Source organism: Leptospira sp. GIMC2001 (assembly GCF_028462125.1).
In the GTDB taxonomy this organism is placed as follows: Bacteria; Spirochaetota; Leptospiria; order Leptospirales; family Leptospiraceae.
Genome location: NZ_CP115467.1, coordinates 129,227 through 148,789 on the forward strand (window position 1 = coordinate 129,227; position 19,563 = coordinate 148,789).

The window sequence follows — 19,563 nt, forward strand, 5'->3', positions numbered from 1 at the left end:
TTATTATGAATGAAACGACGACTAAAGATAACTTGAAAATTGGAATCGTTGAAAATGACGATTATTTTTTGACTGAACTAAATGAGAGATTGGAAAAACTTTCCAATATTCGGAATATTCAATCTTGGACTTCTTCAGAGCAGTTTTTGATGGATTTAGACAATCTAGATTTAGACATTCTCTTCCTTGACATCATGCTTCCAGGTATGAGTGGTATTGAACTCGTTGGTAAATTAACTGAAAAATCTTCAAAAACCAAAGTCATTATGCTTACCAATATGAATTCTGATGAAATGATATTTGATTCCATAAAGAATGGTGCATTAGGTTATATTCTGAAATCTGATATCGGAAGAATTCGCGAAATTGTCGAAGTCGTTCAAGAAGGTGGTGCAACAATAACTCCAACGATAGCTCTAAGAGTTTTTTCAAGCTTTCGCAAAATTCAATCCAATGAATCTCAAGGATTGACTGATCGAGAAACACAAATACTCCAACTTCTCGTAAAAGGAAAAAAAATTGCATCAATTTCTCAATTTTTATTATTGAGCGAACATACTGTGAACGGTTATGTCAAATCAATCTATAAAAAATTGAGTGTTCACAATCGAGTGGAATTGACTTTAAAAGCTCAGAAACTTTCTCTTCTATGAAAAAGCTAGCTTTACTTATAAGCTCTTTCTTATTTTTGTTCTTAGTCTATTGTTCATCATCTAAAACTTCTGAGCTTTCCACGGAAAGTGATAGCCTTGGCAAAAATGATCATACAAGATATCATATTGATTTATCAGTCTTTAAAAATTCAGAAATCTATTCAATTGATGGACCTTGGGAATTTTACTGGATGGAGTTATTGCAACCAACAAAGCTTAAGAGTGATTCTGATTATGAGATTCCTGCAAAGAACAAATTCCAGCAAAAATCTCCAGATTTATTACTTAACGAATTTAGACCTTGGACAAAATCAAAATTAAACAACGCAGGACTTCCCGCTTTTGGGTATGCTACCTATCGAACAATTCTTAGAATTCCTAAGTCTGGAATGCAATTAGGAATTTTTTATCCGCATCTCTTTAGCGCTTCAAGGATCTGGGTAAATGGAGTTGAACTTGCGCATAAAGGAAAAGTTTCCGAACAATTGGATCTAATTCAGTCTAGCCGAAAGAATACAGAAGTTTATTTTACTGTTCCGTCTCATGAATTGGAAATCATTCTTCACGTGGCAAATTCACATTTTTATCAAGGCGGACCAAGAGGGAAGCTACTCATCGGATCAGAAAAGTCAATCAAAAATCATATCGTTAAAAATATAATTTTGGATGTTATAGTTTTTGGACTTATCTTAGGTTCTATGCTCTATCATCTTTTTATTTATTTTTTAAATAAGGATAACAAACCATTCTTATTTTTTTCTATAGTCTGTTTATCATTTCTTTTAAGATTGCCATTTCATAATATGAAGTTATACGGAATATTCTTTGATGAGATACCTTGGAGTACCCAGGCTTTATTCCTGCATTGTTTGAATATCATTTCAATGCTTGCTGTCGTTTATTTTTTGAATAGTTTATTTCCAAGATCAATCAAATCCTATTTTTTTATTATACATTGGATTGGCGCAATCGTTGCTTTTGCACTTGGACTCATCAATGAAAGGCTATTGTCTTTGGTTAATTTTTATTATGTTTTGATATTTCTACCTTTATATCTAGTTCAGTCTAGCTATTTGATATTCTTTAAAATCACAGAGAGAAAATCATTCTTTCTTATGGCAATCGGAGTCTTAGGTTTAAGCGTATTTTGTTTTTTGGCTCTTATTCTTAATTATTTTGGAATTGATAGTGGGGCATATCTCATTTCTGGATTTTTGATATATATTTTATTCCAAGCTCTGGCACTGAGCCGTTTCTTTACGATTGCATTGGAAAATCGTACTCAGTTAAAATTGCAGTTAACCCAAGAAAATCAAAGGGCTTTGACCAAGCAAAGAGAAGAATTACAGATTCTCATGCACGATAGTCTGGGTGGCGAATTAACTGATATCCATGTATTCTTGGAAAGAAATATCAATACGAACACGGAAAAATATGATAAGATAGTTTTAAATAATCTATTTAACAAAACAACTTCGATAATTCAATCATTTCGCAATCAATTGTTATATATTGAAGACCTCAATGTAGCCTATGAAAATCTTTTCGCTGGGTTGAATCTCACCATACTTAGGAGATATTCAGATGCAGGTCGTGAGGTGGATTTCAATCTTCCGGATATTTTGCTTGAGAAAGATTTTCAAGATAAAATTTACAATAATCAGAAAGATATGCTAATAAATTTATTCTATCTTTTTACAGAAATTTGCACAAATGATCTTAAGTATGGGATTGGTGAATCCTATTGGGATATTGATTATAAGAATGCTTGCTTATATATTCAACAGAAAAATCAAATAAAGTCTTTACATCATGAGATGGAATTGATTCCAAAAGCAGGATTAGCGCGGGTAGAAAAGATGGAAGGAACATTGCATGCGGTTGTTGATAAGGACAAATACATTTTAAATATTTCAATTCCTGTGACCCCTAGTATTCCAAATTGATTTCGATTTTATAATTGTTCAAGATTCTTTGAATTTTTTCTTTATATTGCTCCCATTCATTTTCTTTCTGATAGGATTCGATTAAAGGAATTATATCTGGGATTATTTTTTGGATGGAAAGATTCAGTTTTGTGAAATCCACTAAATAAGATTCAATTCTATTTATCCGTGAATGCAGAGTGTATTTGTTTTTTAGACATTCAAGAAATCCATTTCTCACTGCATCTATTTTATAATATTCATCAACGAGACGAAGTGTTGCGTCTCGTATCGTAACTGTCGAACATAAGTTCCAATAAATAATTGAAGAGAGGATTTGAGCTTGCTGACTATCAAATGAAATTTCAAAACTGCTCAGAAGAATATTTCTCAAACCATTGATTCGATCATTTTCAGAAAGTTCATACTCAATTTCACCATAGCGATTTTGTTTCCCTTTGTTTATATTGTTGAGGAGTTTTAATCTTTCGTCTTTGTTCATTGATTTTTGTTAACCTATAAAAATGAATTCAATTTATTTCAGAATAGATTTCTTATATTTCACAATTGTTTTTTTCTGGAAATTCTATTTTTGGTATTATTTGTTATGGGAGTTTCATTTTTTGTTTCGATTCCTTCACTCTTCATAAGAAATATACCAAACTCTCGCAATACATCAATTACTGGGATGGACTTTTTGCCTAACTCAGTTAAAGAATATTCAGTTTTTGGTGGAACGACTGCATAAACTTTTCTGTGCAGTAGTCCGACTTGCTCAAGCTCTCGGAGAGTGATTGAAAGCATTCGATCAGATATATGAGGTAGAGTTTTCTTGATTTCTGAATATCGTAGAGTTTTTTCTCTTACTCGCCAAAGAACTGGCATTTTCCATGCTCCGCCAATCCAATCCAAAACAAATTCAACAGGGTTGTAATAAGTCTTCCCTTTGTATAGAAAATCAGGCATATTTATTTCCTTTATATATCATTCTTGATAAACTGATTAGTAAATATCATAAATGTTATTAACTATTGCATCTAGTAGGTATATACTAAAACATACTGTATCAATTAAAAATTTGGTATCAATTTTCTATTAACTACTATATTAGTTTATAGAAATAGGAGAAGTAAAATTTGAAGATCGCGATCATTGGAACAGGAAACGTAGGTGGTGCTTTAGCAACAATCTGGTCACAAAAAGGACATGATATCAATTTGGGGGTTAGAGATATAAATTCTTTTAAAGGAAAAGAGCTTTTAAAAAATTTGAATACATCCGTCTATTCAATTTCTGAGGCTGTACAATTATCAGATGTAATCGTGATTTCAACTCCTGCAGTATCAACCATAGAAGTTACTAAGTCTTTAGGTAATACAAAAAGTAAAATCATAATCGACACAATGAATACTATTATGGGCAAAGGTGCAATAGGCTACAACAATACAACGTCCGCAATTTTAGATCATACTGAGACGAATGATGTAGTAAAATGTTTTAATACTACCGGTGCAAACAACCTAGCTGATCCCAAATATGGTAATCAAAATTTGGATGCCTTTGTATGTGGAGATTCAGCTAAGGGCAAAGAGATTGCAATTCAATTAGCCGATGATGCAGGTTTTGCAGAATGTTATGATGTTGGAGGCAATGATAAGTTTGATTTGATGGAACAGTTTGCATTTTTCTGGATCAATCTAGCTATGTTCCAAAAACAAGGAAGAAATATTGGGTTTAAAATATTAAAAAGATAAAATATTTAATTTTCTGATGTTGAGTATTGGTGCTTTGGAATAGAAATAAAAAAATATTTCCCAAGAAAAATAATTGAATTGTTTTGAGAGTTGTTTCTCTTATCACTTTATGAATAGAAATTCCCTCTCGATTTTTGGCCTCGCCATGATTACATTAATGGCAATAAATCCGATTTTGGCGCAGCCCAAAACAGTCGATTTTCAATTAAAAGCACCTGAAGTTATTGAAATTGGTGCTGGAAGCAATTTTGACTTTGGTATCGATGTTAAGCTGCCAAAAGGTTTCCATATTTATTTGAAACATTTATCAACTTTAAACTTTAATATTGTTACTGAATTCAAAGTAGATAATAAGACGGGATTTCTTATTGCTCTGAAATCTGAACCTAAAGGATCTAAAAAAGGAGAAAGCATAATTCTTCCAGGTCAAGGAAATGATAAAGTTGCAGGAAGTTATAAGCTGAGTCTATCAGAAATCAAAGGTCGAGCTAAGTCAGACGAAATGTACAAGGTTCCGATCTCAATCAAAACACAATTATGTGATACGAAAAAAGACGTTTGTCTTCGACCACAAGAACAAAATATAATCTTGAATGTAAAAATTGTAAAAGATAAAGTCGCTTTAAAATCAAGATCCTTGGCAAAAGATAAAATCAATTGGCTTGATGACGATAATGAAGCTATGAAACTTGCAAAATCACGAGGACAAAAAATCTTAGTTTTATACACAGCAGATTGGTGTGGACCATGCGTGAATTTAAGTAAAGAAATTCTGTCCAAGCAAGAAGTCGGTGATTATCTTAATAAAAATTATGTTACTTTTAGATATAAAGATGGGGAATCCGATGACTCCTATAATTCTAAATATGATATAGAATATTTTCCAACAATGTATCTTGCAGATCAGAATATGAAACCAATCAAAAATGCAGATCCAAGTTGGGAGAGCCCAAAAAAATTCATCAATTCGATCACGAAATATGCTGTGCCATACAATAGCAATCAGGTATCTTCCTCAACAACGGCACCTAGTTCACCTAGCAGACCTAGTCTGAATTTATCAATTACGGGTGAAGAATCTGGACAGCTTACTTTGGCTCCGTCGGGAAATTGGGAATATATTGTCGGGAATTCAACGAAGTATAGCTTTACTGAGAATAGGCGAGATGAGCATTATATCATAATGCTGAACAATTCTAGTAACGAATGGTTAGCGGTTCCCGTTGAAGGAAAAGGAAAAGTGCTAGTCTATCGAGAAGATGTATGGAAAGACTATGGGATTGTCTCAAAGTAATGAATTATTTTCTTCCAAGTTACATTTGTAATTTTTTATTTATAAAATGTTGGATACTTAAGATTCCATCAATTCGCGTATTGCGGTGAGACTCGTAATCTCACCCTTTACTACACGGTCTTCTAAAGATTTTGCCTTTTCTTTTCGGTTGGGTTTCGCATAGAAATTATCTTGTATTGCTTCTGTGAGAAATTCACGAAACCAATATCGAGTTTGTTCTTTGCGATTTCTGGTGTAGTACCCATTTTCTTTTGTTAGTTGAATATACTCTTCAATATGATTCCATACTTGATCAATTCCTGTCGCTTCTGTCGAAGAACAGGTGAGAACTTTTGGAATCCAGTTTGATGCAGTCGGTGGAAATAGATGGAGTGCCGCAGAATACTCTGATTTCGCACCTGTCGCTTTATGGAAATTATCCCCATCAGCCTTATTGATTGCAATCATATCTGCCATCTCCATAATTCCGCGCTTGATTCCTTGCAATTCGTCTCCTGCACCAGCGAGCATAAGAAGAAGAAAAAAATCGACCATTGAATGAACCGCTGTTTCCGATTGGCCGACACCAACTGTTTCGATTAGTATTGTATCAAAACCCGCAGCTTCACACAATAGTGTAGTCTCACGAGTTTTTCTTGCTACGCCACCAAGTGATCCGCCTGCTGGAGAAGGTCGGATATAAGCATGAGGATTCTTGGATAGATTCTCCATTCGAGTCTTATCACCAAGAATGCTTCCATGGGATCTCTGAGATGTGGGATCGATTGCTAGAACTGCTAGTTTTTTATTTTTGGAAATAATATATTCCCCAAATGCTTCGATAAAGGTTGATTTACCAACACCTGGAACTCCAGTTATTCCGATTCGGATGGAATTGCCAGTATAAGGTAATAATTTTTCAATTATTTCCGAAGCTATAAGATGATGTTCATGATTGTTGGATTCAACTAAAGTTATTCCTTTACTAAGCATTAATAAATCTTGTTTCAAAATACCTTGAACATATTCATCAACTTTCAAAACATTCTTTTTATTTTTGGATACGTTGGTCTTAAGATTTGGATTGAGTGAGCTTACTTGTTCTACACCTTTGGATATCTTCAGCGCCGATTCTTTCATTGATCAAATTATTTCTTGGTCTACTTGCTGATTGGGTTTCGATTCTTTGACTTTTAGAACAAAATATCCTGTAAATAACAATAGGTATCCGAGCAAAAAAACATCCATCGACAAGCTGTTTGTTGAATCTTCTAAAGAGATTGTAAATATATAAATTAAACTTAATGTAACCGAAAGGATTGCAAGGGCAATAAAGCTTATATATCGAAATTTTGTTTTCTTTCGAATCAATCGAGTTGGATCTATTTCAGTTGCTTTTCTATCGAATGATCTTCCATAATGGAATAGGAAATAAGTTATTGTGACTAGTACTAGTATTGAAGCTAGATTCTCCAAGGCAAGCGAAGTATTGTCTATGAATTCATTCCAGCTATCAGCATAGTGAAGAGCAAGTAGAGTAGTCGTTACAAAGAATACAAAACTCATCAATTTGAACAGATTGGATAATAAATTTAGAAGGATTGGGTTTGCAGTTTTTGCAATCCGAACTTCTTTTTTGTAAGACACACTTCCATCTTCCGATTGAATCAATTGCTCACTTGTAACAACATCCATTTCCAAAGAGTGGATGTTTTCAAAATCATGTTTTAGTGCTGATTTGAAATATTTATGGGTGAGAATTCCACAATATACAACGATGACGGGTGCAAAAATCATTGTCATCCCATAACTTAAAAAAGTATTGAACAATCCGTGCGCTACAGAGACAAAACCTAATCCTCGAATAAACATAGTCGCTTGACTAGCACCATCAAATTTATGTTTTGCGAGCCAGTATCCTGATATCGCTCCCCAGAAAATATGTCCAGGAACAGAGAGTCCCGCCCGAATGATTCCCGTTTCGAAACCATGATCGAAAACATAAAAAATATTCTCAAATACAGCAAACCCACCGCCGGCACAAGCTCCGTAAACCAAACCATCCGTTAGTTCATCAAAATGCGTATTATTGTAAGAATAATACCTAGTGACTAACCATTTCCCTAGTTCTTCCGTGAAACCTACAATACAAATCATGTATAGAGCATAGAGCGGAGCAAAACCAGCAAACATTTCTTCAGGAATATAAGTTTGAAGTAAGCCGATTGGAAAAACCAAAGCAGCACCCCAGAAAAAAGTTTTGAGCACAATGCCAACAGGCTCTTTTCTATGCTTGTCCATTCCGTAGTAGATGGTTACATAGATTAAGCCAGGCAAGACAGCTAGTGCCAATAGAACAAAAGGGTTACTCAGCATTTTATTAATATCCTTGTCGAATCAAAGAATTGATGATCTAACTAAGCTAAGCTGCTCTTCGAGTTGAAAGCAGAATTTCAAGAATCTGCTTAGCCGCAAGAGATATTACAGTCCCTGGTCCAAAAACTCCTGCAACACCTGCATTGTAGAGAAACTCATAGTCTTGATGGGGAATCACTCCTCCAACAATCACTAGCACATCGTCTGCACCCAACTTTTTTAATTCTTCGATTACTTGTGGAACTAAAGTTTTATGGCCTGCAGCGAGGGAAGAGACACCTAAGATATGCACATCATTCTCTACTGCTTGTTTGGCGACTTCAGCTGGAGTTTGAAACAATGGACCTATATCAACATCGAATCCAAGGTCAGCAAAACTTGTGGAAATAACTTTTGCCCCGCGGTCATGTCCGTCTTGTCCCATTTTCGCAACCATGATTCTTGGTCGCCTTCCTTCTAACTTAGCAAATTCATCAGCAAGGTTTCTTGCATCTAGAAAACTTGAGTCTTCAGAGATCTCCGAAGAGTAAACACCAGATATAGATCGAATCACAGCCTTATACCTCCCGAATACTTTTTCCATTGCATAAGAAATCTCGCCTAGAGTTGCACGCTTTCTTGCGGCATCAACGGCAAGTTCCAAAAGATTTCCTTTGCCTGTTTCTGACGCACTTGTGATCGCATTGAGTGCAGCTTCTACAGCTTGTGGATCTCTTTCTTTTTTGAGTTTTGCCAATCGTTCAAGCTGTGCATTTCGTACAGCAGTATTATCAATATCGAGAATATCAATTGGATCTTCTTTGGCGAGTCGGTATTTGTTTACACCAACAATAACATCTTTACCAGAATCGATTCTTGCTTGCTTTCTTGCTGCAGCTTCTTCGATTCGCATTTTCGGAATGCCAGTTTCGATTGCTTTTGCCATTCCACCTAATTTTTCTACTTCTTCGATAAGCTCCCAGGCTTTGTGGGCGATATCGTGAGTCAGTTTTTCTACATAGTAGGAACCAGCCCAAGGATCAACCACCTTACAGATATTTGTTTCTTCTTGAAGATAGATCTGAGTATTTCTTGCAATCCTCGCACTAAAATCTGTAGGAAGAGCAATCGCTTCATCCAGTGCATTGGTATGTAGAGATTGAGTATGTCCAAGTGCAGCTGCCATTGCTTCAATGCAAGTTCTAGCAACATTATTGAATGGATCTTGTTCAGTAAGAGACCAACCTGAAGTTTGGCAGTGGGTTCGAAGTGCCATGGATTTTGCGTTTTTAGGATTGAATTTTTTTACAATTTTTGCCCAGAGTAGGCGTCCTGCTCGCATCTTTGCGATTTCCATAAAATGATTCATTCCAATTGCCCAGAAAAAAGAAAGTCTTGGAGCAAATGCATCCACATCTAAACCAGACTCAATTCCAGTTCTTAGATATTCAAGTCCGTCCGCAAGAGTATAAGCTAACTCAAGATCGGCGGTAGCTCCTGCTTCTTGCATATGATAACCGGATATGGAAATGGAATTGAATTTTGGCATAAACCGCGAGGTATATGAAAAAATATCAGCGATGATTTTCATAGAATGCTTTGGAGGATAGATATATGTATTTCTCACCATGAATTCTTTTAGAATATCATTTTGAATAGTGCCCGACAATTTTTCCGCAGGAACACCTTGCTCTTCTCCAGCTACGATAAAGAAGGCCATGATAGGAATCACTGCTCCATTCATTGTCATGGAAACAGACATTTGATCGAGAGGTATCTGATCAAAAAGTATTTTCATATCGAGAATGGAATCGATAGCGACTCCGGCTTTTCCAACGTCTCCTACAACTCGATCATGATCGGAGTCATATCCTCTATGAGTGGCAAGGTCAAAAGCAACTGATAATCCTTTCTGACCTGCAGCAAGATTTCTTCTATAGAAAGCGTTCGATTCTTCAGCAGTGGAAAATCCTGCATACTGTCGAACAGTCCAAGGTTGCATAACATACATGGTCGAGTATGGACCTCGAAGAAAGGGTGGAAGTCCTGCTGCATAATTTAGATGCTCTAAATCTTTTTTATCTTCGGATGAATACGATTTCTTGACATTGATTCCTTCAGGAGTAGCCCATTCAGATTCGTTAGCAGATTGGGGAGCGCTTGAATTCGCAGAAGTAAAGAAATTTTTTGAAAAAGGAATCTCTGAAAAATTAGGTCTCATATCGTTTACCCTGTCTAAATTTTCGAATTTGGCAAGTTAAAAACTATTTAAAACAAAGTTTCAGAGGTTGGCGGATTCTCCGAATCAATAATATTTCGAAAGCGAGCAATTCGCAATCGATTGGCAAAGACATCCCAAAGTCCTATCCACGAATGGGAACGAACTTCTATATGGTTTTGGTCTTTGGGGAAAAATAATTCCACCCGGTCAGGGAAGCGAAAAACTTTTGTAAAATAGGTAACGCGAATGTATTGGTCGGAAATTACTTCGTCAATATGAATATTTTCGGAGTTTTCAAAATAGGTATGCATTCTCTTGAAGGCTGTCGATGAATCATAATTATAAGTGATAGGCTCAATATGGTGAATATAATTGTATTCCCAACTACCACTTGAAACACAGTTAGGTGATGGAGCACAGCCATGCAATTGTCCTTCTTTATCAACTCCATAAAAAGGACTTAAAATACTCATGCAACAAATTATAAAAATACCGATTCCAGCTTCCATCGTTCAATCCCTTTTCTAGAAAAAATATAATCCAATATTCCAAATTTTGAATGTGAAAATTTCTTTCTCTATGTTTGTAGCTTTTCCCATTCCTCTAAAGAATTGTTGATTATAAGATTCAAATTTTCTATTTCTTTCGAAAATTCAAGAAGTTTACTTGGGTTCGAAGTATGTTCGATCATCTGTGATTCAATTTCCGATTTTTTTGTTTCAGAATTTGCGATCAGTTTTTCCAACTCTTTGATTTTTCTTTCCACTTTATAACTCAATTTGGGTTTATCTTTGACAGCCTGCGATTGCGCGCTGGTTTTAGAATCGGATTGAGATAGATTGGATGGATTTTTGCCATCGAAATTTTCTGAACTTGATTTTGCCAAATTACCAGAAGTCACTGATTTCGGATTGCCATGCGATCCATTTTTGTCCGACGCATCATCATTGTTTGATTCATCTTTCGAAATTGAGTTCAATGAACCCGAGCCAGAAGAAATACTGTCCTTAGATTTGGATTTTTTGCTTTCATCTAAATATTCAGAATAGGAAAGATGGGATTGAATCAACTCACCTTTTTCTCCAAAAACAAGAAGTGAATTGGCGATCCGATCCATAAAATATCTATCATGGGAAACCAGTATAACACATCCAGGAAAATCAATTAAAAATTCTTCCAATACACTCAATGTTTGAATATCCAAATCGTTAGTCGGCTCATCTAACAAAAGAAAGTTGGGGTTCTTCATGAGAATCTCAACCAAATACAATCGTCTTTTCTCACCACCGGATAATTTTTCGATTGGTGAATATTGAATCTCACCTGGAAAAAGGAATCGCTCAAGTAATTTAGAAGCGGTAATTTTGGTTCCGTCTTCGAGTGTTATGGAATCGCCAGATTTTTTCTTGATATAGTCAACGACCTTCATGGTCGGATCTAACTCAGCTGACATTTGATCAAAATATCCGAATATAGTATTGATCCCTGGTTTGATAGATCCGCTATCTGGTTCGATTCTTCCAGCTATAAGATTGAGGAAGGTCGATTTGCCCGAACCATTTGGCCCAACGATTCCAAGGCGTTCACTTTTCTTAAAATGATAGGTAAAAGAACTTAGAATACTTCTTTCAGCAAAGGCTTTTGTAAGATTTTTTACTTCAAGAATTGTCTTACCTTGACGTGATGCAATAGAACCCAATTCCAATTTTTTATCAACTGCGTATTTTTCGCGGTTATCAATTTCTTCATATCTTTGTATTCTTGCTTTTTGCTTGGTTCCGCGAGCTTTCGGTTGTCTTCTCAACCATTCAATTTCTTTTCGAAGAAAGCTTTTTGCTTTTTCTTCCAATCTTTCTTCTACTTCGCGGATTTCGTTTTTCTTTTCTAGATAATCACCATATTTACCATCGAAGACTCGGATTTTCTTGCGATCAATTTCAACGATTTTATCGACGACTCGGTCAAGAAAATACCTATCATGAGTAATGATAAGTATTGCCTTATCTGTTTCCAAGAGATAGTTTTCCAACCACAGAATCGTCTCGACATCCAAATGGTTTGTTGGCTCATCTAATACAAGTAAGTTGCTATCTTCGAGGATCAACTTGACAATTTCAACCTTTTTGCGCATTCCTCCAGAAAGCTCGCTCATCTTCTTGTCGAGATCGTCAATTCCTAACTCTTTCAACATAGATTGGAAATTGGTTTCCGTCTCCCATGCGTTCATTCTGTCCATTTCTGCCATGGCGTCATTGAATTTCGACTCAGCGGATTCGGAATGGTCATGCTCTAATGCTTCACATGCGATCTCATAATTGCGAATAGCAGCAAACAATCGGTTGTCAGTTTTTAGGATATGATCTTGAATGCTTTCCGTTGGCACATAAGGTGGATCTTGGAGTAGGGCAGCAATTTTTAGTTCTTTGTTTCGAACAATTTGCCCTTTATCAATTTCTTCTTTGCCGAGTAGGATACGAAGGAATGTAGATTTACCCGAACCATTGGTTCCTATAATCGCCATTTTCTCACCTTCGGAGATTCCGAGGTTTACGTCAGTGAATAGAGTTTTAGGGCCAATGGATTTTGTAACGGATTGCGCAGATAATAGGATCATTTATAAATTTTTTTTCTTAAGCTTTGTCGATTGATTCGAATTTTTTGTTTTTTGAGATTTGGATTGAGAACTAGATTTGGTTGATTGATCAGATGCCGTCTCCGATTTGTTAGTTGCTTGATTGGCTTGGTGAGAAGTTTGGTTACGGAGTGTATCATTGGATGCTATAAGGCTTGTGATCTGTTCCAAAATTCCCGATTTTTTTACAGCAGTTAGAATTCTGGATCCAATTCTCAGTGAATGTTGGACATCTTGAAGCTCGATTTTCATTTCAAGCTTTCGAACCTCAAGTAACATCCTTAGCTCTTCGAGATTCATATCCTTTGGGGCTTTCGGTAAGGGCATTAGAACTTTCCTAATAGGAATCTCAGGAAAAGAAAGGATACCAAAAGAAATGAAAAACCAGTAGCAAGCGATGCTTGTATTGGACTAAGCGCTCCAAATTTTTCATAACTGAGATAAATGCTCTGAGAAATGTAAGCAAGTCCTATGCAAATTGTAAAAAAAGCTAAGACAAACCAGATTCCTTTGATGATCAGTTTTGTTAGAAAAATTTCTGTATGCTTTTGCGCATACAAGAGTAGAGCATCCAGATAATCGATGACTTTTTCAAGTAATCTTTCTAGAGAACCCTTTATCCCTTTTGATTTTGTTTTATTAGCTGCTTTATTTGTTTCCGTTGCCATTGAGCTTGCGATTAATCACGGCGCATCAATGCAGAGAGGATAATTCCTACTCCAACACCGATTCCTAATCCCCATAGCACTGCCTTCTTCGGATGTTCTTCTACGTATTCTTCAACATGATCAACAAATTCCTTAGCACGAACAGATGCTTCACCACCAATGAGTCTTGCCATGTCCCGAACATCGTTTACGTTCTCAAGATATTTCTCTCTTGCTTTATCTTTTAATTCTTTTGCTTTATTTTTATAATTCTTTATTTCTTGTTCAAGACTAGTTGCTGTTTTTTCCATGATCCCTCCGATCTCGCCTAACGGAAATTAATCCGGTATGATGATATTGTCGTAATTGTCCGAGAATCTATATCCTATGCCCCAGATTGTTTCAATCCATTCTGGTTGTGCAGAATTTTTTTCTAATTTAGAACGTATTCTCTTGATATGACTATCAATCATTCTTTCAAATCCATCCCATTCTACACCCCAGACCGATTCCAAAATCATTTCGCGACTGAAGACTTTGCCTGGTGAACTCGCAAGCAATTGTAAAATATCAAATTCTTTACGTGAAATATTAATGATGTTCTCGTTCAAAGTTACGCGACGTCGAATCGGATCTATCTTAAGAGCTCCACGAATGATTTCGCCACCGGATCCAATATTGGGTTTGATTCCAATCTTCTTATCCCATCTGCGAAAGAATACATCAACTCTGGTTTTCAATTCACGAACGGAAAAAGGTTTGGTGATATAATCATCCGCTCCCAATTCCAATCCCATGATGCGGTCAATTTCTTCTGTTCTTGCAGATAGTATAAATATGGGAGTAGATTCATCTGTCTTTCGAATGCTTCGACAGACATCCATTCCATCGAGATCAGGAAGACTAAGATCCAAAATGATTAGATCGGGATGACTTACTTTATAATGCTTCAGTCCTTCTTCACCAGTCGACTGAATGACAGTTGTGTAATGAGAGGAATCAAGCGACTTTCGAATCAAGTTCCCGATATCCGGATCATCCTCGATTACCAAAATATTTTTCATAAAAATTCCTTGTAATTAACAAAAAGCCGCAAAATCCTATTCATGCAAGTAAAAAACAATGCACAAAAAAAAACCAAGATCTTGGTCAACTTTAATCATCCAAGGTACATCCTTAAAACCAGATACCGTATCAAGAGAACTTGGAGTAAGTCCAGACTATTCGCACGATAGCAATACAACCAGCTTACAAGATAAGCAAACAATGCCTATTTGGCAATTGAACTCAAGACTCAAGCCGGACGCTACTCTCTCAGAACATCTCTGGGATATACTTGAAAGAATTGCACCTGCTCGTAAACTTTTGAAAGAGTGGTCTCAGGAAATGGAGATCGTTCTTTATACATCTGTTGAATTTTCGGATGCTGATGTTGACGGAATCAAATTGGAGCCAAGGCTTATGTTGCTTTTGGGGGATTTAGGTATCCACTTGGAATTCCTCCCTTGGCTAGAAGAGAGTGCATAGTCGGTGGAATTCTTTTGCGAGTTCTCTCATCCGATTGCAAGAATACAATATTTTGTAGAGAAAACCTGCGAATAAAATGATTCACAGAAGGGGACAAGCCCGCAAGTATAAGAACTCTTTTTTTCTCTTTTAGATCCTTAGCTAAGGTCATAAGTTTCGTGAGAAAGCTTAATGGCAAATATTTAACTCCGAACAAATCTATTCTAATGTGATTCCTTGTCTGGAAATACAACATGGCAAAAACTGAAGAAGCTTCTACCTCTATTTTCTCATCTACCTCATTGAATAAACAAACTAGCTCGATTGCATTCGCAACCTCACGAAATCGAAAATAGCGTAGTTTGCTTCTTGCCATTGCATACATTTTATAACTATTTGATAATAAGTCAACCTATGAATCTATTACCTCGCGAAATTCAAATACTTAGATCCAAATTTCTTCGCTCAACGAGAGAATTTCTAGAGAAGGAAAATTTCATTGAAGTGGATACACCCTCATTCAAGAAAATCGTTGGAATGGAACCTTATCTTGATCCGTTCATAGTGCACTCAGAATCACATGAAGAGAATGGCTATCTAATCACAAGTCCTGAATATTCTCTAAAAATGGCACTGTCGAGTGGATTGGAACGCGTATACGAAATCGCTCATTGCTATCGTTCGGGAGAAAAGGGGAGTCCTATCCACACAGCCGAATTCTTAATGTTAGAATTTTATGCATCGAAAATGAATGAATTTGATATGATGGATTGCACGATTGCTTACATGTCGCATCTTCAGTCCCATTGGAAGAATTTTGGCTGGGATGAAATACCTGTTAGTCGCCTAACTAACATTCAGGTTTTTGAAGAAAGGACGGGACGTGGATGGCTAAGACGTGATCTTGAAGAGACCCTTCGTATCCATTCAATTCCTTTTCAAGAATCCGACAGATATGAAGATTTATATTTCCTGGTTTTTCTCAATTTGATTGAGCCACATTTACCGGCAGGTTTTGTTTTTCTATACGATTATCCTCCTGAATGTGCAGCGCTTGCAAAAGTGGAAAACGGAGTAGCTCGAAGATTTGAAATCTATTGGGATCAGATAGAAGTCGCTAACGCATTTAATGAGTTAGGTGACTCAACCGAACAAAGATTACGCTTAGAGAATGAGCAGAGATTGCGTGCTTCCCTCGGGAAAAAGGTTTTTGATTTGGATGAAGATTTTCTATCTTGCTTAGACTTGCATTTTCCTGAGGCGACTGGGATATCAATAGGATTAGATCGGCTTTTTATGAGAGCAATGAAATTGAACCATCTCAAAGATGTTAGTCCTTATCGTCTTTTTTTTGGTTGATATAAGTTAGGTAGTCTAGACTCTGTATTTTAATGACTAAATGTTCAGTCATTTTTTGGAGTCTCGATGAAATTATTTAAATACTTTGTAGATCGGCCTTTGTTTGTTCGAATCATGTTGGTTGGAATTGTTTTGATTTCCATTCAATCCATTACCAAAATGCAAAGAGATAGTTTCCCTCAAGTTGATTTGGGAACCATGATCATTACCACGAAATACTTGGGGGCTTCACCCAAGGATGTGGAAGAAAACGTAACGAGATTGATTGAGGATGAGCTCAAAGGAGTTGCAGGTATCAAAACCTTTAACTCAACATCGCAAGAAAACGTTTCTAGCATTGTAGTTGAAATCGATATTGATTTTCCCAACCAAGACGAAGTAAAAGATGAGATCCGCCGAGCAGTGGAGCGGGTCACTGATTTGCCTTCTGAAGTCAAAGAAAGACCTCAAGTTCGAGATCTGAAAGCTACAGAATTTCCTGTTCTCAGTATTGGAATTTCTGGTAAGGATCTTCCGTATGCGACGCTCCGAGAGACTGCGAAGCAAGTGGAGAAAGAAATTAAACGAATCTCCGGAGTATCGCAAGTAGACAAATATGCGTATCGTGACAAAGAGTTTCTAGTTTATACAGATCCACAGAAGCTTAAGAATTCCTATATTGGAATCGCTGATGTTCTGCAGTCGATTTCTTCAAGAAATATAAGGGCAACAAGCGGAAATTTAGAAGCGGGCAATTCACAGAGAAACATTCTTACGATCGCTGAGTTTAGATCCATGGAAGATATTCGAGAAACGATTATTCGATCAGAATTTGGTGGGGGAACGATTCGTGTAAAGAACGTTGCTGAAGTCGAAGAGGGATTTGAAGATGAATTGATGCGCACCTATTTCAATGGTAAGCAAGGAATCACTCTCACTGTCAAGAAGTCGTCGACCGAAGATTTGATTCGATTGGTAGATAAAATAAAAGAATACATTGATGCAAAGAAGCTGCAAATACCTGAGGGTGTTGAGCTATCCATAGTTTCTGATGCGTCACGTGTTGTTAGAAATAGGATTGAGGTAGTTGTCTCCAATGCCCTATTTGGATTTTTTCTGGTTGTCTGTATCATGATTTTTTTCATAGATATCCGGTCTTCCTTTCTCATTGCCCTTAGTATTCCATTTTCGTTCTTGGTTACTTTTATTTTGATGAATCGATTGGATCAGTCGATCAATGCCATCTCCTTGGTTGCAATGATCACGGCATTGGGTATGATCGTGGATCAGTCCGTTGTTGTTACAGAGAACTCTTTGTACTATGTGCAACGGGGGGGCGACAAAGCAAAAAATATTCTCAAAGGTACGATGGAAGTTGTAATGCCCATCTTTGCCAGTGTTTGTACTACTGTATTTGCGTTCATTCCGATGTTTGCTGTGACTGGCACCATGGGCAAGTTCATCAAGGCAATCCCTATAGTAGTGATTGCCTCACTCGTTGGTTCATTGCTCTATTCCTGGTTTTTTCTACCAAGCCTTGTCAATGAATATGGCAAAGCCCATTCGCATAAAGATGACAATTTCAGAAATCGACTGGAGCGAAGAATGAAGGGTTTCTACGAAACTACTTTAAGGGCAACGCTCAGAATAAAGTATCTAAGTCTCGGATTGATTTTTCTCTTTCTAGTCATGACATTTCGTTTTGTTGGCCCCCAAGTTCGAATGAATCTGTTCCCCCCTGCGGGCGCTGATACGATCAACATAACTTTGGAGATGCCGGATTACTATTCTTTCAATGCCTCAGAAAAGGTAATTAATCAGATAGAAGAATTGGTTCTCTCGCTGTCGGAAGAAGAACTCTATTATACTACGAGTAAGATTGGAACCAATAACTTAAACAAACTGGCTGTTCCCATTGGCGGTGAGAAGCAACTCGCAGCAATTGAAGTAGGACTCACACCGGTATCAAAAAGAGAAAGGGAGGCAACAGAAATTGCTACAGAACTTCGCAATCGTATAGGTGATTTGAATTTACCTTTAGTTGAATTGGATGTTCAAGTTGTGAAACCCGGACCACCCGTTGGTAAGTCGATAGAAATTCGTGTTTTGTCAGATCGTAAAGATTTGAGAGAAAAATATACCCAGAAAGTGATTGAGTATCTTGAGCAAGTGAAAGGTGTTTATGATGTTGCTTCCAATGCCAAAATTGGTCGAGAGGAATATAAGATAGATTTGAACTATGCTACTCTCGGTCAAATGGGTTTGACCGTCCAAGATGTTGCAACGACTCTTCGCATAGCTTTTGATGGTATTGTTGCAACTTCCATCGTTCGCGAAAATGAAGAGATTGGAATTCGAGCCAAGTTCCCCGACAAGTATAGATCATCCCCCAAAAATATTTTGGATCTTGAAGTTCGCAATAGAACGGGAGCCCTCATTCCGTTGCGCTCATTTTCTAGTATTTCGACGATACGAGCTGATTCCAAAATCTATCATATTGAAGGAGAGGTAACTACTTCCATCACAGCGAATAGTGAGCCTGATGTGATCCCCAAAGAAGTTGTGGATGCAACTCTTGCCAATTTTGCAAAAGAACTAAAAGAGATTCCTGAAGTGACTATGAGTTTTGGCGGTGAAGCAGAAAAATCTCAAGAATCTTTTCGTTCATTGGTGATTGCATTCTTCTTAGGATTTATCGCGATCTATCTCGCTATCGTTTTATTGTTTGAATCTTTTTCTCAACCGATTTTGGTATTGCTTGCTGTTCCGTTTGGACTTGTGGGAGTCTTATGGTCTTTCTTTTTGCACGGTCTTCCATTCTCATTCTTGGCCGCAATTGGAGTTATAGGACTGTCAGGAATTGTTGTAAATAATTCAATTATGATGTTGGAGTTTATCAATAAGTTTTTTCCAAAAGGTGAGACAATACGTCGAACGAAATATGCTCGGAGAAAAGATAAACTAAAAGTGATTCAAGGATCAGGAAGAAGGTTGCGACCCATTGTGATTACAACTGCAACCACTGTCCTTGGTCTTTTGCCAACGGGTTATGGAATTGGAGGCTCTGATCCATTTTTGGAACCTATGGTTCTTGCTCTGGCTTATGGAATTATCAGCTCAACTTTTATCACACTGTATGGAATTCCTGTACTTTTTCTCGTAAACCGAGATTTGATTTGGATTGTTGGAAAATTTAAGAGGCTTATCAAGAATAGTTTTGGTTTGATTTTGAAATCTTATAATCCTTCTACTAAATAGA

At 36.8% G+C, this 19,563-nt stretch carries 19 protein-coding genes; 7 read left to right on the plus strand and 12 right to left on the minus strand.

The window, feature by feature from the left end:
* Nucleotides 1–5: 5 nt before the first annotated feature.
* Both O4O04_RS00595 and O4O04_RS00600 read left to right on the plus strand, forming a co-directional pair.
* The gene (locus O4O04_RS00595; RefSeq protein WP_272531637.1) at nucleotides 6–653 is read left to right on the plus strand and encodes a response regulator transcription factor; all 648 of its coding nucleotides are present in this window, start codon (nucleotides 6–8) and stop codon (nucleotides 651–653) included.
* Entirely contained in the window at nucleotides 650–2,599 is a 1,950-nt protein-coding gene (locus O4O04_RS00600) for a 7TM-DISM domain-containing protein (RefSeq protein ID WP_272531638.1), read from the plus strand. Before O4O04_RS00595 ends, O4O04_RS00600 begins: the two co-directional genes overlap by 4 nt.
* On the opposite strand, the gene O4O04_RS00605 is transcribed toward O4O04_RS00600, so the two are convergent.
* Complete coding sequence (locus tag O4O04_RS00605) at nucleotides 2,583–3,080, minus strand: hypothetical protein (RefSeq protein ID WP_272531639.1); 498 nt, start codon at nucleotides 3,078–3,080, stop codon at nucleotides 2,583–2,585. The two genes, O4O04_RS00600 and O4O04_RS00605, sit on opposite strands and share 17 nt — an antisense overlap.
* Nucleotides 3,081–3,139: 59 nt before the next feature.
* Nucleotides 3,140–3,544 (minus strand): winged helix-turn-helix transcriptional regulator, encoded by a 405-nt coding sequence (locus O4O04_RS00610; RefSeq protein WP_272531641.1) that lies wholly within the window; start codon nucleotides 3,542–3,544, stop codon nucleotides 3,140–3,142.
* Between the two features lie 170 nt (nucleotides 3,545–3,714).
* On the opposite strand from O4O04_RS00610, the gene O4O04_RS00615 reads away from it, so the two are divergent.
* A complete protein-coding gene (locus tag O4O04_RS00615; protein ID WP_272531642.1) occupies nucleotides 3,715–4,332 on the plus strand; it encodes an NADPH-dependent F420 reductase in 618 nt (205 codons plus the stop codon).
* A gap of 157 nt (nucleotides 4,333–4,489) precedes the next feature.
* Complete coding sequence (locus tag O4O04_RS00620) at nucleotides 4,490–5,626, plus strand: thioredoxin family protein (protein WP_272531643.1); 1,137 nt, start codon at nucleotides 4,490–4,492, stop codon at nucleotides 5,624–5,626.
* A gap of 57 nt (nucleotides 5,627–5,683) precedes the next feature.
* Here O4O04_RS00620 and meaB read toward each other — a convergent pair whose 3' ends face one another.
* The 9 genes from meaB to O4O04_RS00665 form a co-directional block, all read right to left on the minus strand.
* Nucleotides 5,684–6,745, minus strand: a complete 1,062-nt coding sequence (gene meaB, locus O4O04_RS00625) for a methylmalonyl Co-A mutase-associated GTPase MeaB (RefSeq protein WP_272531645.1) — start codon at nucleotides 6,743–6,745, stop codon at nucleotides 5,684–5,686.
* A 3-nt stretch (nucleotides 6,746–6,748) separates the two neighbouring features.
* Nucleotides 6,749–7,981: a PrsW family intramembrane metalloprotease gene (locus O4O04_RS00630; RefSeq protein WP_272531646.1), complete on the minus strand. Its 1,233-nt coding sequence runs from the start codon at nucleotides 7,979–7,981 to the stop codon at nucleotides 6,749–6,751.
* 46 nt (nucleotides 7,982–8,027) lie between these two features.
* Nucleotides 8,028–10,181, minus strand: coding sequence for a methylmalonyl-CoA mutase (gene scpA, locus O4O04_RS00635; protein WP_272531647.1), 2,154 nt, complete (start codon nucleotides 10,179–10,181; stop codon nucleotides 8,028–8,030).
* A gap of 47 nt (nucleotides 10,182–10,228) precedes the next feature.
* Nucleotides 10,229–10,690, minus strand: coding sequence for a DUF1499 domain-containing protein (locus tag O4O04_RS00640; RefSeq protein ID WP_272531648.1), 462 nt, complete (start codon nucleotides 10,688–10,690; stop codon nucleotides 10,229–10,231).
* A 68-nt stretch (nucleotides 10,691–10,758) separates the two neighbouring features.
* On the minus strand, nucleotides 10,759–12,795 hold the full coding sequence (locus O4O04_RS00645) for an ABC-F family ATP-binding cassette domain-containing protein (protein WP_272531650.1): 2,037 nt from the start codon (nucleotides 12,793–12,795) through the stop codon (nucleotides 10,759–10,761).
* Nucleotides 12,796–13,140, minus strand: a complete 345-nt coding sequence (locus tag O4O04_RS00650; protein WP_272531651.1) for a hypothetical protein — start codon at nucleotides 13,138–13,140, stop codon at nucleotides 12,796–12,798. It abuts the gene before it with no gap.
* A complete protein-coding gene (locus O4O04_RS00655) occupies nucleotides 13,140–13,481 on the minus strand; it encodes a hypothetical protein (protein ID WP_272531652.1) in 342 nt (113 codons plus the stop codon). Before O4O04_RS00655 ends, O4O04_RS00650 begins: the two co-directional genes overlap by 1 nt.
* A gap of 11 nt (nucleotides 13,482–13,492) precedes the next feature.
* Complete coding sequence (locus O4O04_RS00660; RefSeq protein WP_272531653.1) at nucleotides 13,493–13,771, minus strand: hypothetical protein; 279 nt, start codon at nucleotides 13,769–13,771, stop codon at nucleotides 13,493–13,495.
* Nucleotides 13,772–13,798: 27 nt separating this feature from the next.
* Nucleotides 13,799–14,524: a response regulator transcription factor gene (locus tag O4O04_RS00665; RefSeq protein WP_272531654.1), complete on the minus strand. Its 726-nt coding sequence runs from the start codon at nucleotides 14,522–14,524 to the stop codon at nucleotides 13,799–13,801.
* A gap of 58 nt (nucleotides 14,525–14,582) precedes the next feature.
* On the opposite strand from O4O04_RS00665, the gene O4O04_RS00670 reads away from it, so the two are divergent.
* A complete protein-coding gene (locus tag O4O04_RS00670) occupies nucleotides 14,583–14,987 on the plus strand; it encodes a DUF4279 domain-containing protein (protein ID WP_272531655.1) in 405 nt (134 codons plus the stop codon).
* Here the strand turns inward: O4O04_RS00670 and O4O04_RS00675 are convergent.
* Complete coding sequence (locus O4O04_RS00675) at nucleotides 14,920–15,342, minus strand: STAS domain-containing protein (protein WP_272531657.1); 423 nt, start codon at nucleotides 15,340–15,342, stop codon at nucleotides 14,920–14,922. The genes O4O04_RS00670 and O4O04_RS00675 overlap by 68 nt on opposite strands.
* A gap of 38 nt (nucleotides 15,343–15,380) precedes the next feature.
* Here O4O04_RS00675 and O4O04_RS00680 point away from each other — a divergent pair, with 38 nt between their 5' ends.
* Together O4O04_RS00680 and O4O04_RS00685 are read left to right on the plus strand one after the other, a co-directional pair.
* A complete protein-coding gene (locus O4O04_RS00680) occupies nucleotides 15,381–16,325 on the plus strand; it encodes an amino acid--tRNA ligase-related protein (RefSeq protein WP_272531658.1) in 945 nt (314 codons plus the stop codon).
* Between the two features lie 66 nt (nucleotides 16,326–16,391).
* The gene (locus O4O04_RS00685) at nucleotides 16,392–19,562 is read left to right on the plus strand and encodes an efflux RND transporter permease subunit (RefSeq protein ID WP_272531659.1); all 3,171 of its coding nucleotides are present in this window, start codon (nucleotides 16,392–16,394) and stop codon (nucleotides 19,560–19,562) included.
* The last annotated feature ends 1 nt before the right edge of the window (nucleotide 19,563 follow it).